Below are 26,196 nucleotides of genomic sequence, written 5' to 3'. Positions count from 1 at the left end.
CCCGCGTCCGGACCCGCCTGTTATCGTATTGCCGCAAAACCGAACGCTTAGCGCTGGCTCATCTTCTTTTCCGGAGCGACCGAAATGCGCACCGTTTCGCCCGAATTGCCGGGAAAATCGGTAAACATTGCTTCGACCAGATTGGGAACAAGATAGCCAAGCCGGTTGGATACTGACGCAGCTTCAGCCTTGCCTTCGAACAGGCGGGCGCCGTCACCCTTGCGGTCGATCTTCAGGCTGATGCCGCTGGTATAGACCGTATAGCTCTCATAGCCCGAATCAAAGAACGGATCGTACCAGCCGTATCCCCACGGCCGGCCATAGCCGAACCGGCTGTAGCCAAATCCATAGCGGCTGTAACCGTACCACGGGCTGTAGAACGGATCGCGGTACATCGCCAGCGAACGGCTAACCTTTTCGCGGCCCTTGTCGACGCCGTAATCAAAGCGGACGAGCAGGTTGGCTTGTTCGGGACTTGCCGGCGTGTAACCCAGCTTGGCCATTTGGCCTTCGACCAGGCGGGCATACTGCGCAAACTCAAGACCCCCTGCCAGCGCTGCATCATCGGCAACGACGGCAAAGGTCTGTCCCTGCGGGGCGGGAAGCTGACTTTGGAAACGGGATACCTTGGCGTTGAAGGGCTGAGCGCAAGCTGCAAGTGCGGCCAGCATAAGCGGCACCAGCGCCGCCCTGACCCAGCGTGCCAGCGAACTGTTATCGTAAGACATCGTGCCGATCCTCCTGAGCCGTAATCTCGCGAATCGTGTGCGAACGGCGAAAAGTGTATAATTAACGATGGTTTGGGCCAAGCCGCCTTAATCGCGGTTGAATGGTTGCACCGGTGCGATGACCCGGCGCGGGAACGTTATCCTTTCCTTATCAATGCGGTGCGACAGTACACCCATTACAAATGGGGGGGGAAGGCCCATGTCATTCTCAGTTCAGGACAAATCGCGTCTCGGCCGCTCAGGCTATTGGACAGCATTTGTCATCAACATCGTTGCAATCATCGGTTTGCTTGGCGCGTGCATAGCTGCGGCCCTTGGCGGACACATTTCCATAGCGGTCCTGCTGTTCCTGCTTGTCGCGCCTGTAGGCATATATTTCCGCGTCATCATGATGCGCCGCTGCCGCGACATCGGCTGGCCCGCAGCCTTGCCGTGGATTCTGTTCGGCGCGGGCATTCTGGCAACCCTGACCCGCTTTTCGCAAGGCCTTGAAGGACTGCGCAGCCCGGGTCTTGGCGGCGTCGCAGGTTTGGTCAGCTTGATCGACTTCGGCTTTATGATCGCAATCGGCTGCATTCAGGGCCAGAGCCGCTCAGGCAGTTACGCCCAGTACTTTGAACCCGATGACGATGATTATTCGGCCGTTCGTCCCGCCAATCGCGCGGCCACGGCGCAGCCTGCGCGCATGCCGCAGGGTTATGAACCTGAAGTCGCGCCTGCCGCATCCTTGTCCCGTGAAGATGAGGAGGCCGGCTGGGATGCTGCCATTGCACGGGCTTTGGCTGCCCGCCAGGACCTCGCTGCGGACGACGAGCGCAATCCAGTCGCGCCCGCCGTTCACCGGCCAGTTCACGGGATCCAGCGACCGGCAGGTGGCTTCGGCCGCCGCGTTGTTTAGAAGCGGACAAGCCCCAGCGCTTGATAGGCCGCTGAAAGAGTTGGCGCGGCCAGTTCGCGCGCCCTTAGCGCGCCCTTTGCCAAGACCGCGTCAAGCGCTTCGCCATCTTCCCGCAGACTGACAAAGCGGGCGTTGATCGGGGCCAGTGTTTCGACCAGCAATTCGCCTAGCGCGGGTTTGAACCGGCCGAAGCCCGCGCCGCCGTACTGCGCAAGCACTGCATCGACCGTTTTGCCCGCCATCGCAGCATAAATCCCGACCAGGTTCGCCGCCTCCGCCCGTCCGTCCAGCCCGGCCTTGTCAGACGGCAGCACTTCGGGATCGGTCTTTGCTTTCCTGATCTTGGACATGATGGTGTCGGCATCGTCGATCAGATTAATCCGGCTCATGTCGCTTGAATCGGACTTGCTCATCTTGGCCAAGCCGTCACGCAGGCTCATGATCCGGGCTGCTTCGGGGGGAATGGTCGGTTCGGGCAGGGTAAAGACCGGGGCGCCTTCGTCAGCAAAGTCGTTGTTGAACTTTTGCGCGATGTCGCGGGCCAGTTCCAGATGCTGCTTCTGGTCATCGCCCACCGGAACGTGGGTCGCCTGATAGAGCAGCACGTCGGCGGCCTGCAGCACCGGATAGGTGTAAAGCGCGACGCTTGCTCCTTCGCGGTTCTTCCCGGCCTTGTCTTTCCACTGGGTCATGCGGTTCAGCCAGCCGGTGCGAGCCGTGCCGTTGAGCAGCCACTGCAGCTCTGCATGCGCGGGAACCTGTGCCTGGTTGAACAGCACGGATTTTTCGGGATCGATCCCGCATGCAACCAGCGCAGCGACCATTTCGCGGGTGTTCGCGGACAGCTGAGCGGGATCGTGCGGCATTGAAATGGCGTGGAGATCGGCCAGGAAATACAGACACTGCCCGCCGCCGCCGGTAACCTCGTCCTGCATCTTCACCCAGTTGCGGATCGCGCCCAGATAATTGCCCAGGTGCAGGTTGCCTGTCGGCTGGATGCCGGAAACGATACGCATCGAAAATCCCTGTCGTCAGGCGGCTTTGCGCCGCAGCAATAGCTTGATATCGTCGCGGCTGAAGGCACCAAGAACTACCGTGGCGAGCGCATAGACCACCGCGCCGGCGCTGACCAGCACCCCCAGCGCCAGCACCCGGCTCCACCACAGGCCGTGGGTATAGGGCATGATCCACCCCTGCGCCGCCCACAAGACCACACCCATCGCCAGTGCAGCCAGCAGCAGCCGCGGCGCACGCCGTTTCAGCCGGGCATCGGCAGCGAACTGCCCCCGTTGCTTGAGCGTGGCGTAAAGCATCCATACGTTTACGGTCGAGGCAATGGCCGTGGCCAAGGGCGGTCCCATGTGCTGCAAGGGGACGATCAGCGCCAGGTTCAACGCCAGGTTCACAGCCATCGAAATCATCGCATAGCGCACCGGCGTCTTGGTATCGTGGCGCGCGTAATAGCCTGGGGTCAGCACCTTGATCAGGATATAGCTGGGCAGCCCTACCGAAAAGGCGGCCAGCGCCTGGGCCGTGAAATGAACATCCTCCGGCGTAAAACGGCCATAGCCGAACAGCGCAGCAGCAATCGGTTCGCCCGACAGGACCAGCGCGGTTGTGGCTGGCAGGGTCAGCAGCAGGGCCAGTTCCATGCCGCGGTTCTGCGTATCCATCGCCTTGCCCTCATCGCCTTCGCCCAGCTGGCGCGAAATGAGCGGGAGAAGAACCGTTCCAAGGCCAATTCCGATCAGCCCCAGTGGCAATTGGTTCAGACGGTCGGCCATGTAGATGTAAGTCACCGATCCGCTCGCCAGCAGCGATGCGGCCAGCGCAGTTGATATGACCAAATTGATCTGGACCGCTCCCGCGCCCGCAGCGGCGGGCCAGATCAGGCTGAGCAAGTGTTTTACCTCTGGGGTAAGTCGCGGTCGGCGCAGTGTCAGACTGACCCCGTTGGCGCGGCAGGCCCAGGCCAGCCAGACAAGCTGGAGCAGGCCCGAAACCGACACGGCGATCGCCTGGTTGCGCGCGGTGAACAGCGGCTCGTGGCTGTGGAATGCCAGCAACGCTGCGATCAGCGTCAGGTTCAGAAGGATCGGCGCGGCGGCATTGACCCAGAACTTGTGCAGGGAATTGAGAATCCCGCCGAGCAGCGACACCAGGCTGATAAAAAGCAGATAAGGGATCGTCAGGCGGGACAGCTGAACCGCAAAGGCAAACTGTTCGGGGCTGATCCCGTTGAATTTTCCCGACAACGCCAGAGTGACCGGCCATGCAAAAACCTCAAGCAGCAGGGTCATTACCAGCAAGACTGGCAACAGAACCGCCAGCGCGGCTTCGGCAAAGGCTATACCATCGTCCAGCCCACGGCCGTCAGGATCGGTGACCTTCTTGTTGAACAGCGGGATAAAGGCCGCGGAAAACGCACCTTCGGCAAACAGCGCGCGAAACATGTTGGGCAGTCGGAACGCCACCAGAAACGCGTCGGAAGCAAAACTTGCCCCCAGATAGCGGCTGAACAGGCTGTCGCGGACCAGGCCCAAGACCCGGCTGGCCAGCGTCAGGCCACCGATCGATCCCAGCGCCTTGGCCAGGTTCATCGGTCAGCCTGTCCGCAGACCATGCCGGCGTAACACCTGATCAATTGGTCGCGGCACCTTCCGCCGCTTCAGTCTCGGCGTCTTGCTGCGCCTGTAGCTGCTGGACGTAGAGGCCGTTGAAATCGATCGGTTCGAGCAGCAGCGGCGGGAAGCCCGCATCGCGCACGGCATCGGACACCACGCGCCTGGCGAACGGGAACAGGATGCGCGGCGCTTCGGCATAGGTGAAGGCGTGCATTGACCCTTCATCAAGATTACGCATGCCGACCAAGCCCGCATAGGTCAGGTCAACGATGAAGGCGGTGCCCGCTTCGCACTTCGATGTAATATCGATCTTGAGCGCGATCTCGCTCACTTCCTCGTTAAGCTGGCGCGCGCTGATGTTGAACTGCACGTCGATCTGCGGCGGGTCCTGCCACTGGAAGCTTTCCGGCGCATTGGGATTTTCCACCGACAGATCGCGGACGTACTGCGATATGACACCCGCCACGGGCGAAGTATCGGCGCCGTTTGGAACCGGGTTTTCAAGGCCAAGATCAGTGATGATGCTGCCGTCGTCGGACATGGTTGATCGCTTCCTGCAAAGCTGAATGGTTGGAACGTGGCCGCGCGCCTAGCACCACGCCGACGGTGCGGCAACGCTTAAGCAGCACTGCGAACTTCAGGGGGCGGTAAACAGGTTCAGCCTAAAAAATACACGACCAGCGCTGTCCACGCGTTGTTCATTTGTCTTTGTTACCTATCTCTGGCTAAAGTGATGCGAGCGCTGCGTGCTTTTGCATCTTTCGCGGCAAGGACTGGATTTGTGGACAAGACCGTAGAAATCGTAATCCTGGCCATGGTTGCCGCCTTTCTTGGGCTGCGCCTTTATTCCGTGCTCGGCCGCCGGGCTGAACACGAAGAACGCCCTGTTCAGCCGCGGTTCGAGCCCAAGGCCGACACTGCGCCGCGCTCGCTTTCGCCGGAAATGCCCGCCAGCGGACCCGGTGTCATGCCGCCCCGCGCCCTGGTACCCGGGGTTACCCCGGCGATCGAACGCGGGCTCAAGGAAATCGCCGCTGCCGACCGGCGGTTTGATATGCTGGCCTTTCTCGATAGCGCCAAGGCGGCTTACCGCATGGTCTTGGAAGCGTTTTGGAAGGGCGACAAGGAAGCGCTTGCCCACCTGTGCGACCCTGCTGTGCTTGCCAGCTTCACCGCTGCCATCGACGCACGCGAGGCAGCCGGCGAACAGCTCGCCAATCGGTTGGTTCGTATTGAGGAAGCGACAATTGCTGCGGCCTCTTTCCAGGCGCCAACCGCACGGATCACCGTGCGATTTCTTGCCGACATCGCGGCACTGACCCGAAATGCCGAGGGCGTAATGATTGCCGGCTCGCTCGACGATGCAATCGAAGCGCGTGATATGTGGACTTTCAGCCGCAACACGGCTGCGGCAAGTCCGGACTGGCTGCTCGACGAAACCGACGAGGGGTAAGCGCCCGTGCTGCGGCTGCCCTTTCGCCGGTTGGCCGCGCTATTCTTGATAGCCCTGCTGGCGGCTTGCGGCCGTATTATTCCTCAAACTCGCACTCCGCCTCCGCCCGTCAGGCCGCCCCTGGCGGTGCCTGCCCCGCCCGCAACCACTCTTTCCAGCGCCCTTCTGCTTGGTGCGATGGCCGGTCCATCGATTGCCTCGCTCGGCCTGGCCGGCGATGACGCGGCATCAGCATTGGCATCGTTCCGCGAAAGCTGCCCGCGCGTAACCACCCGCACTGACTTGTCGGGGCTGACCCGGCCGGAGGACTGGAAAGCGGCCTGTTCGGCTGCAACAAATTGGCCGCTTGGCAATGCCGCTGCGTTCTTTTCAACCTGGCTCGAGCCGGTGCGAATTGGCGACGGCAAGGCCTACGCTACGGGATATTACGAACCGGAAATCGCCGGTGTCCGCATCCGCCAGCCCGGTTTCGACGTGCCGGTCTACCGCATGCCGCCTGACCTGGTTCGCGCCCGCGCTGAAGACGCGCCACCCACCGAAAAGGGCAACCAGCCGCTTGGCCGCTACGACGAGGCGGGCCAATTCGTACCCTATTACGATCGCGCCCAGATTGATGCCGGTGCGTTGGCTGGCAAAGGTCTGGAAATCGGCTGGGCGGCGGATCCGGTTGAGCTATTCTTTTTGCAGGTGCAGGGCTCGGGCCGGCTGCGTGCGCCAGATGGCACGGTAATGCGGATCGGTTATGCCGGGCAGAACGGGCTTTCCTACACCGGGATCGGCGGCGTGATGCGCGCCCAGGGTCTGATCGGCGATCAGCCGGGCCAGTATCCCGGTTCGATGCAGGGGATCATGCAATATATCCGCGAGCACCCGGTCGAGGGCCGGGCCCTGATGGAGCAGAACCAATCGTGGGTGTTCTTCAAGGAATTGAATGGCGAGGGACCACTTGGAGCGCTGGGCGTTCCGGTCCGCGCGAAAAGCAGTGTTGCCACCGATCCAGCCTATGTTCCGCTTGGTGCGCCGGTTTGGCTTTCCCTTGACCGGAGCGAAGCAAGCGGACTGTGGATCGCGCAGGATACCGGCGGCGCGATCAAGGGCGCCAATCGGTTTGACACCTTCTGGGGCGCGGGATCAGCGGCGCGGAGCACTGCTGGCGGGATGAGCGGGCGCGGCCAGGCCGTGCTGCTGCTGCCCAAGGGAACGCTTGCCCGCCTGAACAAGAAGTAATGCGCCCGCCGCGCGGCCTTTCGCCGGACGAGGCCGATCTGTGGAGCCGGGTGGCGCGCACGGTCAAACCGCTGCCCCGGGTGGAGCGCCCCGCCCCGTCCAGGGCCGCCCCGGCGCCCACGTCCATGCCGGTCCAGCCACAGCCACAGCCGAAACGTCCCAAGGCGCCGCCGGCGCCGCCCGCTGCGCGCCCGGTCCAGCCGCGGCCCACGCTAAGGCCGCTCGACCGCCACGGGCTCGATACATCGTGGGAGCGCAAGCTGAAAGGCGCGGCGATCCAGCCTGACTTCACGCTTGACCTGCACGGCCACAGCCTTGAAGCGGCGCACGCCCGGCTTGACTGCGGCTTGTCCCAGGCCGCCGCGATGGGCGCGCGTCTGGTGCTGGTGATCACCGGCCGTCCGCGTCCCGTAGAGTCCGCTGACCGGGGCGAGCGGCGCGGCGCGATCCGTGCCAAGGTGCTCGACTGGCTCGCCGCCGGTCCCCACGCCCGCAGCATCGCCGCAGTGCGCGGGGCCCACCGCAAGCATGGCGGGGCAGGGGCAATCTATATCATCATGAAAAGGCCGCGCTGACCCTGCAGGGCCGGCGCGGCCTGATCATGGCGCCGCAGGGACAGTGATCCCCGGCACATCGCAAGCAATCAGAAGTTCAGCGTAGCGGTTAGATAGACCTGGCGGGGATTGCCGTAATAGGCAGTCAGCACGCCTTCCTTGCCCAGCGTCGGGATCGGCTGCCCGCCGGGGGTCAAGACCGGAACACCGGTCACGGCATTGCCGGCAATGAAGATATAGCCCGATGTCTTGTAGCGTTTGTCGGTCAGGTTCTTGCCGAACACGCCGATCGACCAACGCTTGTCGGGGGCGTGATATACCAGGCTTGCGTCAACCAGTGCATAGGCGGGCTGGTCAAGATAGTCGCTGGGCGTTTCGAACTGGTAGGTCTTGCTCTTCCAGGACAGGCCCGCACCGAAGTTGAGTGACCCTTCGCCAAGATCGACGCCGTAATCGGCGCTGACGTTGCCGGTCCAGGCCGGCGTGTTCTGGATTTTGCGATAGGCCGCCACATCGGTAGGTTTGCTGGCGATGTTGGTGATATATTGCCGGAACTTGGCATCGATGTAGCCAAGTGACCCCTGCAGCGTCAGACCGCCGGTGCGCAGGCGCGCTTCGGCTTCGACACCGCGCATCCGGGCCTTGCCGGCATTGCTGACCACGCCGCAGAAGCTGGGCAGGCCAGCCACCGTGCAGGCCACCGAGCCCGGAATCTGCACATCGGTGTAGTCGGCATGGAACGCCGCCAGGTTAAGCGACAGCTTGCGATCGAACAGGCGGGTCTTGTAGCCCACTTCATAGCTGTTGACCTTTTCGGGCCTGAAGCTGAGGTAAGCCGCGATCTCGCTATCCTCGCGGGTGCCATTGCCGTTGACGTCCGGTGCGTTGGTGCCAACCCCGCGCGGATCAAATCCCCCGCCTTTGAAGCCTTGCGAATACGAGGCGTAAAGCGTGTTGTCGCTATTGGGCTTCCACGCGAGCGATGCCTTTGGCGTAAACTTCTTGAAAGCGTTGGTACCCCGAAAGTTGGTTGATGGCCCGCCGAAGGGGGCGCCGGTGCCGCCGAAAGTGGTCGACCCGCCGCCCAGGTAATTCTGCCGAAGGATACGGGCCTTGCGCTGATCCCAGGTATAACGTCCCCCCAGTTCCACACTGAACTGGTCATTGAGGTCGAAGGTGAAGTTGGCAAAACCGGCCATCGTCTCGGTACGGACATCGGCATTGGTATAGGCCGTCAGCCCGTTCAGTGTCGTGAACAAGCGTACATCGAACTGGGTCAGTGCAGTGGCGTCCAGGTAATAGAAGCCCGCCAGGCCATGTACCGGCCCGCTATCGTACAGTACCTGCACTTCCTGGCTGAGCTGGGTGTTCTTGTAGAATGCCGGAACATCAACATCGGTCGCCGGCAGCGCATCGAAATCGATCGGAGAAGAACTGTCGTCCTTGCGGTATGATGTGATCGATCGGACTGTCAGGCTGTCGGTCGGATGCCCTTCCATGAACAGGGTGGCGCCCCACGCTTCGACGTCCTGCTTGGGTGAGGTCAACCCGCCGCGGGTATCGAACACGTTAGGAAGGATCGGTGCGCCGCTTTGTGCACCGATCATCAGACGGTGGCCGCCGCGCGCATTCGACGTGTCACGCGAATAATCGCCTGACACGCGCGCAAAAAAGTCAGCCGCGTGAAGCTCGATCGTACCGCGGCCGGCCCAGATGTTCTTGTTATAGTTTTCATCATTGGTGGTGAGGTTGGTCCCGAACCCGTTTCGGGTCAGCCGTGCAAGCGATCCCCCGATCCGCACGGTGCCGTCACCAATCGGGGTGCTGGCAGTAATTACGCCGTCAGCCTGGTTATAGCTGCCATAAGTGCCGCGAAGGCTGAGATGCGCGACATCGCCGAGCCGCTTGGTCACGTACTTGACCGCGCCGCCGATGGTGTTGCGTCCATAGAGTGTGCCCTGCGGTCCGCGCAGAACTTCGATCCGTTCGACGTCATAGATATCAAGCACGGCGGCTTGCGGACGGTTCAGATAGACATCATCAAGATAGATGCCGACGCCCTGTTCAAAACCCGACACCGGATCCTGCTGGCCAACCCCGCGGATGAAGGCCGACAAGGTCGAGTTTGTGCCGCGCGATGCCTCCAGCGTCACGTTCGGTGCCTGTTCGGCAATCGCGGTAATGTCGATTGCGCCTCTGTTCGCCAGTTCTTCACCGGAAATGGCAGTGATCGCGATCGGCACGTTGGTCAGCGTTTCTTCGCGCCGGCGGGCGGTGACGATGATTGCGCCGTCATCCTCGTCCGCCGCGGTCTGCCCCGCAGTTTCCTGTGCGAAAGCTGGCATGGCGTAAAGGCCGGCGGTTGCTGCGGCGATCAGTGAAGCGCGGCAAAGCAGAGTGCGCGTGTGCATCGGAAAATCTCTCCCTCAAAATGCGAAGCCGATGCTGCGACCGGCTTTCTGGTCCCGTTATATAAAAGTTGAACCAACTTTCAACTTGGTTATGCTTGCGCTTCGCCCGGGAAGAGGGAATGGTGCGCAAACGTGGCGCGAATGTCACATCAGGCTTTTGCTTCTGGCGCACAGATCAAGGGGAAACGCGTGCCTGCAAACAGTGCCGCACAGCCATCGCGCACCCCGCGGACCGAGCGTGGCCGCAGGACCCAGCGGGCCATTCTCGATGCCGCCGCGGCCGAGTTTGGCGAGCGCGGCTTTCACGAAAGTTCGATCGTGTCGATCACCATCCGTGCGGGCGTCGCGCTGGGCAGTTTCTATACCTATTTCGAATCGAAAGAGGCGCTGTTCAAGGCGCTGGTCCAGGACATGAGCGGGCGGGTGCGCGATCAGGTTGCACCGGCGCTGCGCGGCCACAGCGGCACTGCTGTCGCGGCCGAAGGCGTCGCGCTCGGAGCCTTTCTTCGCTTCGCGCGTGAACACAAGGAAATCTACCGGATCATCGACGAGGCCGAGTTCGTCGCGCCAGATGATTGGCGCGCCCATTACCTGAGCACGGCCGCACGCATTCTGGAGCGCCTGCAAGCGGCCTATGACAAAGGCGAATTGCAGGTGGCTCCCAGCGAGGTCCATGCCTGGGCGATTATGGGCATGAACGTGTTTCTGGGTCTGCGGTTCGGCGTGATGGACAGTGAAACGAACCTGGGCGAGGTGGCAGAAGCGGCCAATGCACTGCTCAGGGATGGGCTTGGCTAGACCTTGCGCGGCTGCCCCGCTAATGGCCGCCCACCATGTCCAACCGCCGCACCTTCGCCATCATTTCCCACCCGGACGCCGGGAAAACCACGCTGACCGAAAAGCTGCTGTTACAGGGCGGGGCGATCCACCTTGCTGGCGAGGTAAAGGCGCGGGGTCAGGCGCGGCGGGCGCGGTCGGACTGGATGAAGATCGAGCAGCAGCGCGGCATTTCGGTCACTTCCAGCGTGATGACATTTGAACGCACCAGTCCCGATGGCAGCGTGGTGACTTTCAATCTCCTCGACACCCCGGGGCACGAGGATTTCTCCGAAGACACCTACCGCACGCTGACCGCAGTCGATTCGGCGATCATGGTAATTGACGCGGCCAAAGGGATCGAACCGCAAACCCGTAAGCTGTTCGAGGTCTGCCGCCTGCGCTCGGTCCCGATCATCACCTTTGTCAACAAGGTCGACCGCGAAGGCCGCTCGGTGTTCGAAACGCTGGACGAGGTCGCCGATGCGCTGGCGCTTGATGTTTGCCCGATGTCCTGGCCGATCGGTATGGGCGGCGTGTTCCAGGGCGTGCTTGATTTTGCGACTGACACGATCAGCCGCCCTGAAGGCGACAGCCGCGAGTTTCTGGGCAAGCGCACTGCGGCCGAGGGTATTCCTGACGACATTGCCGAGGAAATCGAACTGGCCCGCGGCGGCTATCCCGCTTTTGATCTGGAGGCCTACCGCCACGGCGATCTTACCCCGGTCTATTTTGGATCGGCGCTCAAGAACTTTGGCGTGGCCGAACTTATTGATGCAATCGCCCGCTATGCCCCGCCGCCGCGCCCGCAGCCCAGCGATGCCGGGACCATTTCGCCCGAAGGTAAGGAAGTGACCGGCTTCATCTTCAAGGTCCAGGCCAATATGGACCCCCAGCACCGTGACCGGATCGCGTTCATGCGGCTGGTTTCAGGAACCTTCAAACGCGGGATGAAGCTGACCCCGTCCGCCCTGGGCAAGCCGGTGGCGATCCATTCACCGATCCTGTTCTTTGCCCAGGACCGCGAAATTGCCGATACCGCCGAACCGGGCGACATCATCGGTATCCCCAATCATGGCACCTTGCGGGTCGGCGATACACTGAGCGAGACGAACAAGGTGCGCTTCACCGGCTTGCCCAATTTTGCGCCTGAAATCCTGCGCCGCGTCGCGCTGAAGGACCCGACCAAGACCAAGCAGCTGCGTAAAGCGCTGGATGACCTGTCCGAAGAAGGCGTGATCCAGGTCTTTTATCCGGAACTGGGCGGGCAATGGATCGTCGGGGTGGTCGGCCAGCTCCAGCTGGATGTGCTGATCAGCCGGCTGGAAGCGGAATACAAGGTTGAGGCGATGCTGGAAGCTGCGCCTTTTGAAACCGCGCGCTGGCTTAAAGGCAGCGATGCCGCGCTCAAGGGCTTTACGGATTTCAACATGGCTCACCTGGCCAAGGACCGCGATGGCGATCCGGTGTTCATGGCGCGCAGCAGCTGGGATGTGTCCTATCAGCAGGAAAAGAACCCCGATCTGGTGTTTTCGGCGACCAAGGAACGGTAAACAGCGGTTCCTGCGGGGACGCGGATAATAAACGCAGGCGCAGGGACTTTACGATTACGGCGAAGCAGCCTCTTTTCGTGATTTTTTTGCCGCCGATTGCCGCGGCGGAACAGGAAGTGGGCCTTGGGTCCGCCGAGCCGCCACTGCTCCTTCCTTACGTCTTTCGCGCCTCAGCGTAGACCATCCTTCTTCTTGCCCCGCAACCACGCCCCGCCTAACCTGCGGCTATGGAGTTCACCGACCACATCACCGACGCGCACTGCGCCATGATTGCCAGGCAATCGGTTTTCTTCATTGCCACTGCCGCTGCCGATGGCCGGATCAATCTTTCGCCCAAGGGGCTTGACGGGACGTTCAAGGTTCTCGGGCCAAGGCGTGCGGCCTATCTCGACCTTGGCGGGTCGGGAAATGAAACCCACGCCCATCTGGCCGCAGATGGACGGATCACGATCATGATGTGCAATTTTGAACAGCCCGCGCTGATCCTGCGGCTTTACGGTACTGGCAGGCCGGTGCTGCCACAGGACGCTGCCTGGGACGAGCTTGCGGCCCATTTCACCCTGCTGCCCGGCACCCGCCAGATCTTCGACATCGCGGTGGACAGCGTGCAGACCAGCTGCGGGTGGGGCGTACCGATCATGCAGCTTGATCATCCCCGCGAAACGCTGGTCAAATACCACGCCCAGTCCGATCCGGCGAAGTGGGAAGCAAAGATGGCAGAGCGCACCCGCTCGATCGATGGACTGCCGACCCGGCCGACCGACCGCTACATCGCGGGCTGAATGCGCCTCACGTTCGCCAGTTACAACATCCACAAGGCAGTGGGGCTAGACCGGCGGCGCGATCCCGACCGCATCCTGGCGGTGCTGCATGAAATCGACGCCGATGTCGTTGCGCTGCAAGAAGCGGACCGCCGTTATGGCCGGCGCGAAACGGTGTTGCCGCGCCAGATGCTCGACGATCTGTCGGACTATCGCGCGGTCCCGCTCAACCACCGCCCTGATTCGATCGGCTGGCACGGCAATGCCTTGCTGGTGAAAAAGGGTATCACGGTGGCAGAGGCGGGGATTGTTCCCTTGCCGACACTGGAGCCGCGCGGCGCCGTGCGTGCCGATCTGCTGGCGCAGGGCCAACGGCTGCGCGTGGTCGGTATGCACCTGGACCTGTCCGGCCTGCGCCGCCGCCATCAGCTGCGCACTATCCTTGCAGACGTGAAAAAGTGCGGGCCGGCCTGTCCTTCCGTACTGATGGGCGATTTCAACGAATGGGCGATCCACGGCGGCTGCTGGCGTGAGTTTCATGGCCCGTGGCGCGTGCTCAGTCCCGGCCGCTCGTTCCCCGCGCGCCGTCCGGTTGCACAGCTCGACCGGATCGTGGTGTCCGAAGACTGGACCGTGTCGAGCGCCCGCGTCCACCACTCCGCCCTGGCCGCCCAGGCTTCGGACCATCTGCCCGTGATGGCGAGCCTGGAGTTGCCTAAAAAATAGGCAGGTGCGCAGGTTTCGCGCTTGTGCAACCCGTCTGGCGCAGCGCCGTTTCAAATCGACTGCTGAAAACCTTGTACAAGTTCCGCTTGGCACGGCTCTTGCTGCGATTGCGAAGTCGGCGCGAGGCCGGCGGGCTAACAGGGGGTCGGCATGAAATACATCATCGCCATCATCAAGCCGTTCAAGCTCGACGAGGTGCGCGACGCTCTCGGCGCCATCGGCGTCGCCGGCATGACCGTTTCCGAGGTCAAGGGCTTTGGCCGGCAAAAAGGACAGACCGAGATTTACCGCGGCGCGGAATATTCCACCAACATGCTGCCCAAGGTGAAGATCGAAGTGGCGTGCAGCGATGCCCTGGCGCCGCAGGTGGTCGAAACCATCCAGCAAAGCGCAAGTACCGAAGCGATCGGCGACGGCAAGGTTTTCGTGCTCGACCTGGCATCGGCCACCCGCATTCGCACCGGCGAAACCGGGGATACCGCGCTGTGAGCGGCGCTGCGTACATCAACTTGACCAGGGGGGAATTCCCAATGATCCGCAAACTTCTATGCGGCGTGGGCGCGGTGGGGGCCAGCCTCCTGACCGCCAGCGCCGCTTTCGCGCAAGAGGCTGCCGCAGCCGCTGCGCCAACTGTCGACAAGGGCGATACCGCGTGGATGATGACGTCCACTCTGCTGGTCCTGATGATGATCCTGCCGGGCCTGGCGCTGTTCTATGGCGGTCTTGCCCGCACGAAAAACATGCTGTCGGTGATGACGCAGATCGGCGCCGTGGCCTGCCTGGCAATGCTGATCTGGGTCGGCTGGGGTTATTCGATGTCGTTCGGCAACGATTTTGCCGGGGACACGCTGAAGCAGTTCATTTCAAACTTCGACAAGGCATTCCTCAAGGGCGTCACGTCAGAATCGACCGCGGCTACTTTCACCGACGGCGTGGCCATCCCCGAATATGTGTTCGTCTGTTTCCAGATGACTTTCGCCGCGATCACCGTGGCGCTGGTGCTGGGTTCGGTAGTCGAACGGATGAAGTTTTCGGCTGTGATGGTGTTTGCCGCAATCTGGCTGACCATCGTCTATTTCCCCATCGCGCACATGGTCTGGGCCAGCAGCGGGCTGTTCTTCGTGATGGGTGCGCTCGATTTTGCCGGGGGCACGGTCGTGCACATCAACGCAGGCGTTTCCGCGTTGGTCGCCGCCCTGATCCTGGGCAAGCGCGTTGGCTACGGCAAGGAAATCATGGCACCGCACTCACTGACCATGACTGGCATCGGTACAGGTCTGCTGTGGGTGGGCTGGTTCGGTTTCAACGCCGGGTCGGCGCTTGAAGCCAACGGGTCGGCCGCGCTGGCAATGATGAACACCTTCGTCGCCACGGCTGCCGCAGGTCTGGCCTGGATGCTTGCCGAAAAGGTTTCCGGACACAAACCGTCAGCGCTGGGCTTTTGCTCGGGCATCATTGCCGGTCTGGTCGCGGTGACCCCGGCTGCCGGCAATTCCGGGCCGCTGGGCGCGATTGTCCTTGGCGCGGTAGCGGCATTTATCTGCTATCTGGCGGTTACCAAGCTCAAGACGAAACTGGGCTATGACGATGCATTGGATGCCTTCGGGATCCACGGCATCGGCGGGATGATCGGGGCGATCGGCACCGGTATCGTCTATTCTTCGGCACTGGGCGGTCCAGCGGGTGAAGATTGGGTGATGGCCGACCAGCTTGCCACCCAATTCAAGGCAGTGGCCACTACGATCATATGGTCGGGAATTGGCACCGTGATCGCAATCTATGCTGCCAAAGCCGTTACCGGTCTGCGCGTCACCCCCGAAGTCGAGCGCGAAGGTCTTGACCTCGGCGAACATGGCGAGCGCGCCTACAATTACTGAGCATCCGAGCTTGGCGGGGTTGGGTTCCTCCTCTCCTCCCCCGATCCCGCCACCCCACGTTCCTCCTGCGAACGCAACTAACCGGGCCGGAGCTGCAAAGCTCCGGCCCCTTTTTTGTCAGCATTGGCGGAAAGGTGATGCCCGTCTAGCGACCCAGCGCTGCCTCGCTCTGTTCCACCAGGCGCTGCATGATCGTTGCTACGGGTTCCTCGGCAGTGACCATGCCGACCGACTGGCCGGCCATCAGGCTGCCGTTTTCAACATCGCCGTCGATCACTGCACGGCGCAGGGCGCCGGCCCAGTAATGTTCGATCTGCAACTGCGCCTCGCCCATGTCGACGGCGCCGGCATCCAGCAGTCCGGCCACTTCGCGCTGCTTGGCGGTAAACTCTTCGGTGCCCCTGTTCTTCAATGCGCGGACCGGGATGACCGGCAGGCGCGGATCGACCTGGACCGATGCGACCGCATCGCGCGCATTGGCCCGGAAGAAAGCCTTCTTGAACAGGGGGTGGGCGATCGATTCGCTGGCGCAGGCAAAGGCGGTGCCCAGCTGCACGCCCGACGCGCCCATTTCCAGATAGGCGGCTATCATGTCGCCGTGGCCAATCCCGCCGGCAACGAAAACGACGTAGTCCTCGGCCAGTGCGGGCAAAAACTCTTGCGCCAGAACGCTGGTTGCGACGGGGCCGATGTGGCCGCCCGCTTCGCTGCCTTCGATCACCAGGGCGTCGGCGCCGCTGCGCAGCAGCTTCCTGGCCAGCGCCAGGGTGGGGGCAAAAACCAGCACCTTGCCGCCGAATGCCTTGATCGCATCGACACTGCCCTTGGGCGGGATACCGCCAGCGAGGACTACGTGGCTGACCTTGTGCCTGGCGCAGACCGCGATCAGGTCGAACAGCATCGGGTGCATGGTGATAAGGTTCACGCCGAAAGGCTTGGCGGTCAGCCCCTTGGTCGCGGTGATTTCTGCATCAAGCAGATCGGGGGTCATGGCCCCGCAGGCGATCACGCCGAACCCGCCTGCGTTGCTGATCGCCGAGACCAGGCTGCGTTCTGACACCCACGACATGGCGCCGCACAGCACGGCGTATTCGGTGCCCAGAAAGTCGATGCCGCGTTGCATCAGGCGGCGCGTATGGGAAAAAGTGGTCATGCCGGCGACGCTTAGGCAGGGCCGGTGCCAACGGCAAGTGGCTGACCTTGCAGGGCGGAAAGCAGTCCGGTCGATTAATCGATAAATTGACAGACAGTAAGTGAATATGATCGTTTATAACGATTTATCGCCTGCGCTACATTGCAAGGATCAGATTCTACAGATGCAGGAGAGACGCCATGGATATGAAAGCCAGTTCGAGCGAGGGCGGTTGCCCGTTTCATGAAGGCGGCGTGCGGGCCCTGCTTGGCCGGCAGAACCGCGACTGGTGGCCTGATGCCCTGGCGGTCGACATCCTCTCGCCCAATGGCGCCAGCGATCCGATGGGCCCGGATTTTGATTATGCGCAGGCGTTCAATGCATTGGATTACAACGCTCTCAAGACCGATCTGACCGCGCTGATGACCGATAGCCAGCCGTGGTGGCCGGCTGATTATGGCCATTACGGCCCGTTCTTTATCCGCATGGCCTGGCACGCTGCCGGCACCTATCGCACCGGCGACGGGCGCGGCGGCGCCAATTCGGGTCAGCAGCGCTTTGCCCCGCTCGATTCCTGGCCGGACAACGGCAACCTTGACAAGGCGCGGCGCCTGCTTTGGCCGATCAAGCAGAAGTACGGCCAGAATATCAGCTGGGCCGACCTGTTCATCCTGGCCGGAAACGTCGCAATCGAATCGATGGGCGGCCCGGTGTTTGGCTTCGGTGGTGGCCGCAAGGACGTTTATGAGCCTGAACGCGACATCTACTGGGGCGATGAAGACAAGTGGGTCAACGAAGGCGTTGCCACCCGCATCCGCCCCGATGATGGTTTCGATGAACTCGACGGGCCTCTCGCCGCGATCCAGATGGGCCTGATCTATGTCAATCCCGAAGGACCGGGCGGCAACCCAGATCCGCTGCAATCGGCGCGCGATATGAAGGCGACATTCGAACGCATGGCCATGAACCCCGAAGAAACCGTCGCGCTAACCGCTGGCGGTCACACCTTCGGCAAGGCCCACGGCAATGGTGATGCGGCTACTCTGGGGCATGCTCCGGCTGGCGGTGACATGATCTCGCAGGGCTTTGGCTGGGTCAGTAGCCAGGAGCATGGCGGGATCGGCCAGCACACGGTGACCAGCGGGATAGAGGGATCGTGGGTCAATACCCCGACCACCTGGAGCGAGAACTACTTCCGTCTTTTGCTTGACTACGATTACGAGCTGGTCCGCTCTCCCGCCGGCGCGCAGCAGTGGCAGCCGATCAACCAGAAGCCCGAAGACATGGCCCCCGCTGCCTGGGACGCCAGCGTCAAGGTGCCGACCATGATGACCACCGCCGACATGGCGCTGAAGATGGATCCCGAGTTTCGCGCAGTTTCGGAAAAGTTCCGCAACGATCACGAAGCCTTCAAGGATGCCTTTGCCCGCGCCTGGTTCAAGCTGTGCCACCGCGACATGGGCCCCAAGGTGCGTTACCTTGGCCCCGAAGTTCCAGCCGAAGACCTGATCTGGCAGGATCCGGTGCCGGCCGGGACCACGCCTTCAGCAGCAGATATCGCAGCAGCCAAGGCGGCGATTGCCGGCAGCGGGCTTTCGGTCAGCCAGCTGGTCAAGACCGCCTGGGCATCGGCCAGCACCTATCGCAAGTCGGACCACCGCGGCGGCGCCAATGGCGCACGCATTCGGCTGGCTCCGCAAAAGGACTGGGACGCCAACGAACCCGCGGAACTGGCCAAGGTGCTTTCGGTGCTGGACGGCCTGCGCGGCAACCTGTCGATGGCCGATGCCATCGTGCTGGGCGGCGTGGTCGGTCTGGAAAAGGCGATCAAGGACGCCGGCTTTAACGTCGCCGTGCCGTTCACCGGCGGGCGCGGCGATGCCAGCGCCGATCAGACCGATGCTGACAGCTTCGCGCCTCTGGAACCGCAGGCGGATGCGTTTCGCAACTATCTGCCCAAGAAGCTGCGGGTAAAGACCGAAGAACTGATGCTCGACAAGGCATCGCTGCTGGGTCTCTCAGTGCCCGAAATGACCGTACTGGTGGGTGGCCTGCGCGTGCTGGGTGCCAACCACGGCGGACGCGGACACGGCAGCTTCACCAAGCGTTCCGGGCAGTTGACCAATGACTTCTTCGTCAACCTGCTCGACATGACCAACGTGTGGAAAGCGGTCGACGGCAGCGACGAGGAAGAGTTTGTCGCCACCGACCGGACCAAGGGCGGCGAAAGCTGGCGCGCCACCCGCGCCGACCTGGTGTTCGGTTCCAACAGTGAACTGCGCGCCGTGGCGCAGGTCTATGCCGAAAACGGGCACGAGGAAAAGTTCGTGCGCGATTTCGTCAAGGCCTGGACCAAGGTGATGAACGCCGACCGCTTTGATCTGGGCAAGGGTGTTGAACCCGCCTGAAGCAACAGCCCGTAAAGGGTCGCAAGGTCCCGCCCCGGGCAACCGGGGCGGGATTTTGCTTTGTAGTTTCAGCTCAGCCCTTGAGGCGTCCCGCGATCGCGGCCACCCGTTCTCCGTAATGGCGTGCGCTGGCGAGATCGCCGCTGGGCACTTCTTCGGCCGATGCATCAGAAGGTGAGCGGGTCATCAGTCCGACCGATCCGCCCAGATGGTTGAGATCGGCGGGGCTTGATGCCTTGGCATTGCTGGGTGCCAGGCCCAGACTGACCCAGATCCCGCCATGCTGGCTGGCCAGGGTCTGCATTCCGATCAGGGTAACCTGCTTGTCGCCCGAGGGGCTGGCCGAATTGGTGAAGCCGCCGAATATCTTGTCGGCCCAGCCGCGGGTGAACCAGACCTTGGATGTCGCGTCGGCAAACTTTTTGAATTGCCAGCTGGCGCTGCCCATATAGGTGGGCGCGCCGAACACGATTGCATCGGCAGCGTCCAGCGCGGCCCAGTCGTCCTGTGTAATCTCGCCATCGGGGCTGATCGCAACGAGCGTTCCTTGCGCGCCTGCGGCAACCTGCTCGGCGACGACTTTGGTATGGCCGTAGCCCGAATGATAGATAACGATTGTCTTGGTCATGACGGTTTCCCTGTGGTTGCTGGTTTCTAAAAGTAACTTGATGACGAATCGCTACATAGGTCCTATGTGGCATCTGACCAGAGGGCACTCGCCTGACACCAGGTTACGCAAGGGAAACTGCCCGGAAGGAACGCCGATGGCCTATGATGTCTACAGTGCTGAATGCCCGGCCCGGGCGGTTCTTGATCACGTTGGCGACAAGTGGGCGCTGCTTGTACTGAACCGGCTGACGCAGGGTGCGACCCGGTTCAACGCGCTGCGGCGCGAGATTAGCGGGCTGTCGCAAAAAGTGCTCAGCCAGGTGCTCAAGCGGCTAGAGCGAGACGGCCTGATAACGCGCCAGGTTTTTGCAACTGTGCCGGTAACGGTCGAATATGCATTGACGGGGCTGGGCGAATGCCTGACCGCAAATGTCGGCCCGCTGCTGCGCTGGGCTGAAACCAACATGGACCAGATCCGCGCGGCGCAGGCGGAATATGACAGGCGGCTGGCCCAGGCGGCCTGAAGCGTTCTGACCAGCCATGAAGTGACCCGTGCGCGACAAATTGCCCGAATTGACCACGCCTCTGCTGGCCCGCCTGCGCAGCCGTTATGGCCAGCGTATTCCGTCGCTTGTCCTGACCTTGCTGGTCGAGGCGGTGCTGATCCTGGCGGTTTTGTCGCTTGGTCTGGCGCCGGATCAGCCAAAAACCAAACCCGGCACGCCGCTGGTCAGCATCGCCATAAGACCCGCTGACGATGACAAGCCAAAGACGGAAAAGGCGGCTCCTGCAAAAACCGCGCCGGCCCGCACGACCTCGCGCGTTCAGCCCAAGCAGGCAAATGTGGTGACGCCCGCGCCAACCCCGCTGGTCGCCCCAGCCGTACCGCCGCCCGCCTATATCGCCGTGCCCAAGAACCAGATGGCCGCCCTTGATATATCGCGCGTCCCGCGCACGGCGCCTGCACCGGGACCGGCCAAGGCGCTGTACGGGCCAGCCGATAACGGCGTTGCAGGGGACAGCAAGCGGGTGGGATCGGCGCCCAACGGCCAGCCGCTTTACGCCGCGGCGTGGTACCGCGAACCGTCGGACGGCGAACTGGCCGGCTATCTTTCGACCGCGCAGGGTCCGGCCTATGCCTTGATCGCCTGCCGCACCGTATCCGACTGGAGGGTGGATGACTGTGTTGCGCTGGACGAATATCCGTCCGGTTCCAACATGGCCCGCGCGGTTTTGGCCGCTGCCTGGCAATTCCGCGTCCGCCCACCGCGGCTGGGCGGGGTCTACAAGGTAGGCGAATGGGTCCGGATACGGATCGACTATGAAACCCGCCCGCGCCGGGGCGGCTGATCAGGCGGCCTCGCCTTCTGCATCCATGCCATAGGCGCTGTGCAGCACGCGGACAGCCAGCTCGGTCTCATCTTCGTCGATCAGGACCGACACCTTGATTTCGCTGGTGCTGATCGCCTGGATGTTGATGCCGCGATCGGCCATCGCGCGGAACATCGTGGCGGCGACACCGGCGTGGCTTTTCATGCCGACCCCGACAACGCTGATCTTGGCAACCTTGCCGTCGGTAATGATGCGGTTGTAACCGATCGCTTCCTTTTGCGCTTCCAGCAGGGTCTGGGCACGCAGCAGGTCGGCGCTGGGCACGGTAAAGGTCACGTCCGTTTCGCCTTTGTCGCGCCCGACGTTCTGGATGATCATATCGACGTTGATATTCGCGCCCGCCAGCGGGCCAAAGATGGTTGCCACCGCGCCGGGCCGGTCGGGCACCCGGGTCAGGATGATCTTGGCCTCGTTCTTGTCGGCGGCAATGCCGGTGATCAGCTGGCGTTCCATGTCCACGTTCTCCGTCAATCTGGCCAATTCTTCGTCGCTGACAATCAGCGTGCCGGGGATTTCGTCCGCCGGTGTTGCATCGTCGTCAATGAAGCTCGACAGGACCTGTACCCGGACGCCTTCCTTCATTGCCAGACTGACCGAACGGGTCTGCAAGACCTTCGAGCCGACCGATGCCAGCTCGAGCATTTCTTCATAGGTCACGTATTTGAGTTTGCGCGCCTTTGCGACAATCCGCGGATCGGTGGTGTAGACGCCGTCGACGTCGGTATAGATATCGCAGCGGTCCGCGCCGATCCCGGCGGCAACCGCCACGGCCGATGTATCGGACCCGCCGCGGCCAAGCGTAGTAATGCGGCCGTGATCGGACAGCCCCTGGAAGCCGGGGATCACTGCAATTTCGCCAGCGGCCATGCTGGTCAGGAGCGCTTGTGCATCGATTCCTTCGATCCGCGCCTTGGCATGGACATTGTCGGTGTGGATCGGCAATTGCCAGCCCAGCCACGACCGCGCCTTGCAACCCAGCGCCTGAAGGGTCAGCGCCAGCAAACCGGCCGTGACCTGTTCTCCGCTGGCCACAACGACGTCGTATTCGGCGGGGTCGTACAACGGGTTCGCCTCGCGGCAGAAGCCCACCAGCCGGTCGGTCTCGCCCGCCATGGCGCTGACCACCACGGCAACTTCGTGCCCGGCGGCCTGCTGACGGCGAACGATATTGGCCACGCGGCGGATCCGTTCCGATCCCGCCATCGAAGTGCCACCAAACTTCATCACGATGCGGGCCACGTAAAATCCCGTTCCTTGCGCAATAAAATTGCCGCCAGCACCCCTCGCGCTGCGGCGGGCGCCCTGTTAGGGTCGGGGCATGGCTAATGCAAGTTCGACTACGACGATCCGTCCCGATGAAGCCGCGCATTTTGGCAAGCTGGCGGCGGACTGGTGGGATCCCAAGGGTTCATCCGCCATGCTCCACCGGTTGAACCCGGTGCGGCTGGTGTTCCTGCGCGATGCGATCGACCGGCATTGGGCGGGCGATTCGCGCGCCGTCCGGCCATTGGCTGGCAAGCGGGCGCTGGATGTAGGCTGCGGGGCGGGGCTGCTGTGCGAACCGCTGGCACGGCTGGGCGCGGCGGTAACCGGGGTGGACGCAGCGGCAGAGAATATCGCCGTAGCCAAGGTCCATGCAGCAGGGGCAGGGCTGACCATTGATTATCGCCACGGCGAACTGGACACACTGGCCCCCGGCACTTTCGATCTGGTCACGTCCATGGAAGTGATCGAACACGTTGCTGACAAGTCCGCTTTCATTGGGATGCTGGCCGCACGATTGGCGCCGGGCGGATTGATGGTGCTTTCCACACCCAACCGCACAGTCCGATCGCGGGTGCTGCTGGTCGAAGGGGCAGAACGTATCGGCATGGTCCCGCGCGGCACGCACCACTGGGACGATTTTGCCACTCCGCTTGAATTGCACGACCTGCTGGCAGCGCACGGCTTGGCTATGGGCAACCCGCGCGGGATCGCCTGGAGTCCGGGCAAAGGGTTACACCTGTCGGACGACCTTGCGCTGAATTACATTGTCGCGGTGACGCGGACCTAAGGCCGGGGCGACAGATCGGTCGGCGTGGCGGACTGCTGTGCGCCTGCCGGAAGCAAAGCGGCGCGAGCGGCGGCCCGTTTCTTGAGCCCTTCAGCCAAGCACTGCGGCAGCTTGGACATCACATCGACTTGGCGGCCGTGCAGGCCTTCGATCACCGCCTGGCGCTTTTCCAGATACCATGCGCGTTCGGCGGCATAGGGGTCAGGACAATCCTGCTGGATCGCGGCCAGCATGTCGTCCCGCTCCAGCCGCTCGTCGATGGATTTTAGCGCGCCGCTGCCCAGGGCATAGATCGGATCGTTGAATGGCTTGCCGGCCACACCTGGGAGCAGCGCCAGATCGAGCGTGCGTCCGATGATGTCGCGCACCGTCGTCGGGCCCAGCAGCGGTACAAACAGGAAGGGACCGGGTTTGACCCCGTAATAACCCAATGTGTAGGCAAAGCCGTTTACGTGGTAGTCAATCTTGAACGGCTTTTTCTTGGCAACGTCGAACAGTCCCGCGACACCGATCGTGGAATTGATCACGAACCGGGCAAACGTCTTGAACGCCCGCCCGATTTTCAGTTGCAGCACGTCGTTCACGAAGACGATGGGTTCAGTCAGATTGATCAGCACGTTGTGCAGGCCGTCCTTGACCGGTTCGGGCAGGACCGAGCGATAGCCATAGGCAATCGGAGCGACAATCGCGCTGTCGACCGCCTGGACGACTTCAAAGGTCTGGGCGTTGATCGCCTGGAGCGGATCGCTTTTAGGCGGGCGCCCGCGCCCGGTGACGACGATTTCATTCGGCACGGCCGGGGGCACCTGGCCTTCGGGCGGAAGCGCTGGCGCTGTCGGATCGACTGGCGGCGGCGCAGGATTGGTCTGTGCCGCTGTCCCTGAAGGCTGGTCAGGTTCCTGTGCGGCGCTGATCGCCGGCGCGACCAGATCGACCTGCAGCGGCACACCGATATCGGGATTGCCAGCCATAGCAGCAAGCAAAGTCACCGCAGCGGGAAGTGTCATGCGCTCATCATCCGTGGTTGTCGTTCCCGACTGTCCTGGAGCCTGGGCTTTGGCATGGCAAGGTCAAAGGACCGGTTAACCGCTTCTAACACGGCATAAAAACAAACCGCCGGGCGCGGTCCACAGGCGCCCGGCGGTCAGTTTTTAGACGTGTCCGCTAATTTGAGCGGGATCAGTCCTTCTTGGCTTCGGCTGCAGGTTGACCCTGCACTTCGCCTTCTACCTTGGCCGCACCATCAGCGGCTGCATCGGCAGCAGCGCCAGCAGCGGCGGCAGCTGTCGCGGCGCCATCGGCTACGGCGGCGCCGGCAGCATCAGCGGCAGCAGATGCATCGCTGGCAGCCGAATCGGCGGTGGTGGCGGCAGCGTCTTCGGTCTTTTCCGAGCAGGCGGCGAGCGCCAGGCTGGCAACACCAAGCGATACGATAGCAAACTTGCGCATCAATTTACTCCCAAATTGTTTTCCGTGCGGCCCGGCTAAAGCCGTCCGCGGGGCATGGCTATGGAATGTGCCGTCGCTTGGCAAGCATCACCGACAGGTTCCCGGTGACGAAATGACTGGATCATTCCCGGACGTGACCTGATCTAGCATGTGACGGGCGGTGCTGGCACGCTGTTCCCACGTTCCGCCAATGCGGCAAAACGGCACGTTGGCGCTAACCAGTACATGTTCAGCCAGGGCGGCAAATTCAGCTCGTTCGCTGGCCTCGCCGAAAAAGCGGGTGCCATCATCCAGCCACGGGACATCGGCTTCGAACAGAAAATAAAGGTCGGCGCGCGGATAACTCATAAGTTCATCCGGCACACAGCCGAACAGTTTTTGCGCCCAGGCGGCGGTCATGAGCTGATCGGTATCGAGGATCAGCAGGTCCGGCGCGGTTGAGCGAGCGCTGTCGATCGCGTCCTGTTCGCCGCGGGCGATGGCCAGCAAATCATCCATGACAAGGCTGGTGCCGCGCTCTTCGCAATAGGTCCGGCCATATTCCGCGACCCAGGGACAATCCAGTTCTTCGGCAAGCCTGGCCGCCAGCACCGACTTTCCAGTGCTCTCTGCGCCGTGGAAGCAGACGGTGATCACGCGGCTGCCGGTTTGCGCTGAAAAGCCTCGACCCATTCCTTTAGGCCGAACAAGCTCATCACCAGCATTCCGCCGTAAAGCCCGGCGGTGGGATACAGCCCGCGGTTGATGTAAAGCAGCACGGCCGCCACATCGACCGCGATCCAGATCACCCAGTTTTCGATCCGGCGGTACCCCAGCAGGATTTGCGCGGCCACGCTGGCCCCGGCGATCGCGCTGTCGGCAAAGGGCATGGCGGCATTGGTGTAGCGGTGCATGACCCAGCCCAGGTTTAGGCTGACCGCGGCAGTTGCCGCCAGCCAAACTGCACGGCTCTGCCAATCCAGCCAGCGCACCGGCACTTCGCCCATGCCCTGGTTCGCCGCCACTTGCCGCCACAGAATCCAGCCCCAGACATTGGCCAGGATGAAAAACACCTGCAAGCCACTTTCAGCGTAGAGGCGCTTTTCAAGAAAGATGAAGACATAGATCGCGACCGAGGCAATGGCGAAGGCGAAGTTCCACTGCGAACGGAAGATCAGCAGCGCGATGTTGATCACGCCCAGTGCTGCTGCCACCCATTCCAGCAGCCATAGCGTTTCGTCCGACAGGATCATGCCAACGCGCCTTCCCATTCACCAGGTTTGAAACCCACTAGCAAGCCGCCCGGATGTTCCACGATCGGGCGTTTTATGCAGCTGGGCTGCGCGATCATCACGGCGATGGCGCGGTCTTTGTCCAATCCCTGGAGCTGCGCCTCAGGCAACTTGCGAAAAGTCGTTCCCGCGCGGTTAAGCACCACGTCAAGGCCGGCTCGGTCAATCCATTCACCCAGGTGTCCAGCGTCGATTCCGGCCTTCTTGTAGTCATGAAATGTGTAGGCCGCGCCGCGCGTATCCAGCCAGGCCCG

General features: G+C 62.4%; 27 protein-coding genes. 14 read left to right on the top strand and 13 right to left on the bottom strand.

What is annotated here, in order from left to right; genetic code table 11:
• Positions 1-47: 47 nt before the first annotated feature.
• Positions 48-728: a DUF4136 domain-containing protein gene (locus Q0L62_RS04535; protein ID WP_296677045.1), complete on the bottom strand. Its 681-nt coding sequence runs from the start codon at positions 726-728 to the stop codon at positions 48-50.
• 199 nt (positions 729-927) lie between these two features.
• Here Q0L62_RS04535 and Q0L62_RS04530 point away from each other — a divergent pair, with 199 nt between their 5' ends.
• Positions 928-1,626, top strand: a complete 699-nt coding sequence (locus Q0L62_RS04530) for a DUF805 domain-containing protein (RefSeq protein WP_296677043.1) — start codon at positions 928-930, stop codon at positions 1,624-1,626.
• Here Q0L62_RS04530 and trpS read toward each other — a convergent pair.
• Genes trpS through secB form a run of 3 tightly spaced genes read right to left on the bottom strand, consistent with a single transcriptional unit; the run spans position 1,623 to position 4,791 of the window.
• Positions 1,623-2,642 (bottom strand): tryptophan--tRNA ligase, encoded by a 1,020-nt coding sequence (gene trpS, locus Q0L62_RS04525; protein ID WP_296677041.1) that lies wholly within the window; start codon positions 2,640-2,642, stop codon positions 1,623-1,625. The genes Q0L62_RS04530 and trpS overlap by 4 nt on opposite strands.
• A gap of 15 nt (positions 2,643-2,657) precedes the next feature.
• Positions 2,658-4,226, bottom strand: a complete 1,569-nt coding sequence (gene murJ, locus Q0L62_RS04520; protein ID WP_296677038.1) for a murein biosynthesis integral membrane protein MurJ — start codon at positions 4,224-4,226, stop codon at positions 2,658-2,660.
• Positions 4,227-4,266: 40 nt separating this feature from the next.
• Entirely contained in the window at positions 4,267-4,791 is a 525-nt protein-coding gene (gene secB / locus Q0L62_RS04515) for a protein-export chaperone SecB (protein ID WP_296677036.1), read from the bottom strand.
• Between the two features lie 240 nt (positions 4,792-5,031).
• Here secB and Q0L62_RS04510 point away from each other — a divergent pair, with 240 nt between their 5' ends.
• Genes Q0L62_RS04510 through Q0L62_RS04500 form a run of 3 tightly spaced genes read left to right on the top strand, consistent with a single transcriptional unit; the run spans position 5,032 to position 7,505 of the window.
• Positions 5,032-5,703 carry a Tim44/TimA family putative adaptor protein gene (locus tag Q0L62_RS04510; protein ID WP_296677034.1) on the top strand — a complete coding sequence of 224 codons (672 nt, stop codon included), beginning with the start codon at positions 5,032-5,034 and terminating at the stop codon, positions 5,701-5,703.
• Between the two features lie 15 nt (positions 5,704-5,718).
• The gene (locus Q0L62_RS04505; protein ID WP_296677254.1) at positions 5,719-6,930 is read left to right on the top strand and encodes a murein transglycosylase A; all 1,212 of its coding nucleotides are present in this window, start codon (positions 5,719-5,721) and stop codon (positions 6,928-6,930) included.
• The gene (locus Q0L62_RS04500) at positions 6,930-7,505 is read left to right on the top strand and encodes a Smr/MutS family protein (protein WP_296677032.1); all 576 of its coding nucleotides are present in this window, start codon (positions 6,930-6,932) and stop codon (positions 7,503-7,505) included. Before Q0L62_RS04505 ends, Q0L62_RS04500 begins: the two co-directional genes overlap by 1 nt.
• A gap of 68 nt (positions 7,506-7,573) precedes the next feature.
• On the opposite strand, the gene Q0L62_RS04495 is transcribed toward Q0L62_RS04500, so the two are convergent.
• On the bottom strand, positions 7,574-9,895 hold the full coding sequence (locus Q0L62_RS04495) for a TonB-dependent receptor (protein ID WP_296677029.1): 2,322 nt from the start codon (positions 9,893-9,895) through the stop codon (positions 7,574-7,576).
• A 189-nt stretch (positions 9,896-10,084) separates the two neighbouring features.
• Here Q0L62_RS04495 and Q0L62_RS04490 point away from each other — a divergent pair, with 189 nt between their 5' ends.
• The 6 genes from Q0L62_RS04490 (at position 10,085) to Q0L62_RS04465 (ending at position 15,628) form a co-directional block, all read left to right on the top strand.
• Complete coding sequence (locus Q0L62_RS04490; RefSeq protein WP_296677025.1) at positions 10,085-10,693, top strand: TetR/AcrR family transcriptional regulator; 609 nt, start codon at positions 10,085-10,087, stop codon at positions 10,691-10,693.
• 35 nt (positions 10,694-10,728) lie between these two features.
• A complete protein-coding gene (locus tag Q0L62_RS04485) occupies positions 10,729-12,264 on the top strand; it encodes a peptide chain release factor 3 (RefSeq protein ID WP_296677022.1) in 1,536 nt (511 codons plus the stop codon).
• Positions 12,265-12,491: 227 nt separating this feature from the next.
• Positions 12,492-13,046: a pyridoxamine 5'-phosphate oxidase family protein gene (locus Q0L62_RS04480; protein WP_296677020.1), complete on the top strand. Its 555-nt coding sequence runs from the start codon at positions 12,492-12,494 to the stop codon at positions 13,044-13,046.
• Entirely contained in the window at positions 13,047-13,751 is a 705-nt protein-coding gene (locus Q0L62_RS04475; RefSeq protein ID WP_296677017.1) for an endonuclease/exonuclease/phosphatase family protein, read from the top strand.
• A gap of 150 nt (positions 13,752-13,901) precedes the next feature.
• Complete coding sequence (locus tag Q0L62_RS04470) at positions 13,902-14,240, top strand: P-II family nitrogen regulator (RefSeq protein ID WP_100867766.1); 339 nt, start codon at positions 13,902-13,904, stop codon at positions 14,238-14,240.
• 41 nt (positions 14,241-14,281) lie between these two features.
• Positions 14,282-15,628 carry an ammonium transporter gene (locus Q0L62_RS04465; protein WP_296677009.1) on the top strand — a complete coding sequence of 449 codons (1,347 nt, stop codon included), beginning with the start codon at positions 14,282-14,284 and terminating at the stop codon, positions 15,626-15,628.
• A gap of 145 nt (positions 15,629-15,773) precedes the next feature.
• Here the strand turns inward: Q0L62_RS04465 and Q0L62_RS04460 are convergent, their stop codons facing one another.
• Positions 15,774-16,781, bottom strand: a complete 1,008-nt coding sequence (locus tag Q0L62_RS04460) for a nitronate monooxygenase (protein ID WP_296677006.1) — start codon at positions 16,779-16,781, stop codon at positions 15,774-15,776.
• 179 nt (positions 16,782-16,960) lie between these two features.
• Here Q0L62_RS04460 and katG point away from each other — a divergent pair, with 179 nt between their 5' ends.
• Complete coding sequence (gene katG, locus Q0L62_RS04455; RefSeq protein ID WP_296677004.1) at positions 16,961-19,168, top strand: catalase/peroxidase HPI; 2,208 nt, start codon at positions 16,961-16,963, stop codon at positions 19,166-19,168.
• 73 nt (positions 19,169-19,241) lie between these two features.
• Here the strand turns inward: katG and Q0L62_RS04450 are convergent, their stop codons facing one another.
• The gene (locus Q0L62_RS04450) at positions 19,242-19,796 is read right to left on the bottom strand and encodes a flavodoxin family protein (RefSeq protein ID WP_296677001.1); all 555 of its coding nucleotides are present in this window, start codon (positions 19,794-19,796) and stop codon (positions 19,242-19,244) included.
• A 136-nt stretch (positions 19,797-19,932) separates the two neighbouring features.
• On the opposite strand from Q0L62_RS04450, the gene Q0L62_RS04445 reads away from it, so the two are divergent.
• Together Q0L62_RS04445 and Q0L62_RS04440 are read left to right on the top strand one after the other, a co-directional pair.
• Complete coding sequence (locus Q0L62_RS04445; RefSeq protein WP_296676999.1) at positions 19,933-20,301, top strand: helix-turn-helix domain-containing protein; 369 nt, start codon at positions 19,933-19,935, stop codon at positions 20,299-20,301.
• A gap of 28 nt (positions 20,302-20,329) precedes the next feature.
• Positions 20,330-21,127: a hypothetical protein gene (locus Q0L62_RS04440; RefSeq protein WP_296676996.1), complete on the top strand. Its 798-nt coding sequence runs from the start codon at positions 20,330-20,332 to the stop codon at positions 21,125-21,127.
• Here the strand turns inward: Q0L62_RS04440 and Q0L62_RS04435 are convergent, their stop codons facing one another.
• Positions 21,128-22,408 carry an aspartate kinase gene (locus Q0L62_RS04435; protein WP_296676994.1) on the bottom strand — a complete coding sequence of 427 codons (1,281 nt, stop codon included), beginning with the start codon at positions 22,406-22,408 and terminating at the stop codon, positions 21,128-21,130.
• 79 nt (positions 22,409-22,487) lie between these two features.
• On the opposite strand from Q0L62_RS04435, the gene ubiG reads away from it, so the two are divergent.
• Positions 22,488-23,222: a bifunctional 2-polyprenyl-6-hydroxyphenol methylase/3-demethylubiquinol 3-O-methyltransferase UbiG gene (gene ubiG / locus Q0L62_RS04430; protein WP_296676991.1), complete on the top strand. Its 735-nt coding sequence runs from the start codon at positions 22,488-22,490 to the stop codon at positions 23,220-23,222.
• Here ubiG and Q0L62_RS04425 read toward each other — a convergent pair.
• The 5 genes from Q0L62_RS04425 to Q0L62_RS04405 all read right to left on the bottom strand — a co-directional run.
• Positions 23,219-24,229, bottom strand: coding sequence for an MlaA family lipoprotein (locus tag Q0L62_RS04425; RefSeq protein WP_296676989.1), 1,011 nt, complete (start codon positions 24,227-24,229; stop codon positions 23,219-23,221). The genes ubiG and Q0L62_RS04425 overlap by 4 nt on opposite strands.
• Positions 24,230-24,401: 172 nt before the next feature.
• Positions 24,402-24,671, bottom strand: a complete 270-nt coding sequence (locus Q0L62_RS04420) for a hypothetical protein (RefSeq protein WP_296676987.1) — start codon at positions 24,669-24,671, stop codon at positions 24,402-24,404.
• An 87-nt stretch (positions 24,672-24,758) separates the two neighbouring features.
• On the bottom strand, positions 24,759-25,307 hold the full coding sequence (locus Q0L62_RS04415; RefSeq protein ID WP_296676984.1) for an ATP-binding protein: 549 nt from the start codon (positions 25,305-25,307) through the stop codon (positions 24,759-24,761).
• Entirely contained in the window at positions 25,304-25,903 is a 600-nt protein-coding gene (pnuC, locus tag Q0L62_RS04410; RefSeq protein WP_296676982.1) for a nicotinamide riboside transporter PnuC, read from the bottom strand. Before pnuC ends, Q0L62_RS04415 begins: the two co-directional genes overlap by 4 nt.
• The coding region (locus Q0L62_RS04405) for an ArsC/Spx/MgsR family protein (protein ID WP_296676978.1) at positions 25,900-26,196 on the bottom strand (297 nt) is incomplete at its 5' end. The genes Q0L62_RS04405 and pnuC, both read right to left, overlap by 4 nt.

It is taken from the genome of Novosphingobium sp. (assembly GCF_024642085.1).
In the GTDB taxonomy this organism is placed as follows: Bacteria; Pseudomonadota; Alphaproteobacteria; order Sphingomonadales; family Sphingomonadaceae; genus Novosphingobium.
The sequence above is the reverse complement of the archived record's forward strand: the minus strand, read 5'-3'. Positions and strand labels throughout refer to the sequence as shown.

Coding starts and splice junctions, on each gene's coding strand:
- Q0L62_RS04485 (WP_296677022.1), top strand. CDS start 10,729: ATGTCCAACCGCCGCACCTTCGCCATCATTTCCCACCCGGACGCCGGG.
- Q0L62_RS04475 (WP_296677017.1), top strand. CDS start 13,047: ATGCGCCTCACGTTCGCCAGTTACAACATCCACAAGGCAGTGGGGCTA.
- Q0L62_RS04465 (WP_296677009.1), top strand. CDS start 14,282: ATGATCCGCAAACTTCTATGCGGCGTGGGCGCGGTGGGGGCCAGCCTC.
- pnuC (WP_296676982.1), bottom strand. CDS start 25,903: ATGATCCTGTCGGACGAAACGCTATGGCTGCTGGAATGGGTGGCAGCA.
- trpS (WP_296677041.1), bottom strand. CDS start 2,642: ATGCGTATCGTTTCCGGCATCCAGCCGACAGGCAACCTGCACCTGGGC.
- Q0L62_RS04460 (WP_296677006.1), bottom strand. CDS start 16,781: ATGACCACTTTTTCCCATACGCGCCGCCTGATGCAACGCGGCATCGAC.
- Q0L62_RS04470 (WP_100867766.1), top strand. CDS start 13,902: ATGAAATACATCATCGCCATCATCAAGCCGTTCAAGCTCGACGAGGTG.
- Q0L62_RS04450 (WP_296677001.1), bottom strand. CDS start 19,796: ATGACCAAGACAATCGTTATCTATCATTCGGGCTACGGCCATACCAAA.
- secB (WP_296677036.1), bottom strand. CDS start 4,791: ATGTCCGACGACGGCAGCATCATCACTGATCTTGGCCTTGAAAACCCG.
- Q0L62_RS04480 (WP_296677020.1), top strand. CDS start 12,492: ATGGAGTTCACCGACCACATCACCGACGCGCACTGCGCCATGATTGCC.
- Q0L62_RS04535 (WP_296677045.1), bottom strand. CDS start 728: ATGTCTTACGATAACAGTTCGCTGGCACGCTGGGTCAGGGCGGCGCTG.
- Q0L62_RS04425 (WP_296676989.1), bottom strand. CDS start 24,229: ATGACACTTCCCGCTGCGGTGACTTTGCTTGCTGCTATGGCTGGCAAT.
- Q0L62_RS04445 (WP_296676999.1), top strand. CDS start 19,933: ATGGCCTATGATGTCTACAGTGCTGAATGCCCGGCCCGGGCGGTTCTT.
- Q0L62_RS04500 (WP_296677032.1), top strand. CDS start 6,930: ATGCGCCCGCCGCGCGGCCTTTCGCCGGACGAGGCCGATCTGTGGAGC.
- Q0L62_RS04495 (WP_296677029.1), bottom strand. CDS start 9,895: ATGCACACGCGCACTCTGCTTTGCCGCGCTTCACTGATCGCCGCAGCA.
- ubiG (WP_296676991.1), top strand. CDS start 22,488: ATGGCTAATGCAAGTTCGACTACGACGATCCGTCCCGATGAAGCCGCG.
- murJ (WP_296677038.1), bottom strand. CDS start 4,226: ATGAACCTGGCCAAGGCGCTGGGATCGATCGGTGGCCTGACGCTGGCC.
- Q0L62_RS04420 (WP_296676987.1), bottom strand. CDS start 24,671: ATGCGCAAGTTTGCTATCGTATCGCTTGGTGTTGCCAGCCTGGCGCTC.
- Q0L62_RS04530 (WP_296677043.1), top strand. CDS start 928: ATGTCATTCTCAGTTCAGGACAAATCGCGTCTCGGCCGCTCAGGCTAT.
- katG (WP_296677004.1), top strand. CDS start 16,961: ATGGATATGAAAGCCAGTTCGAGCGAGGGCGGTTGCCCGTTTCATGAA.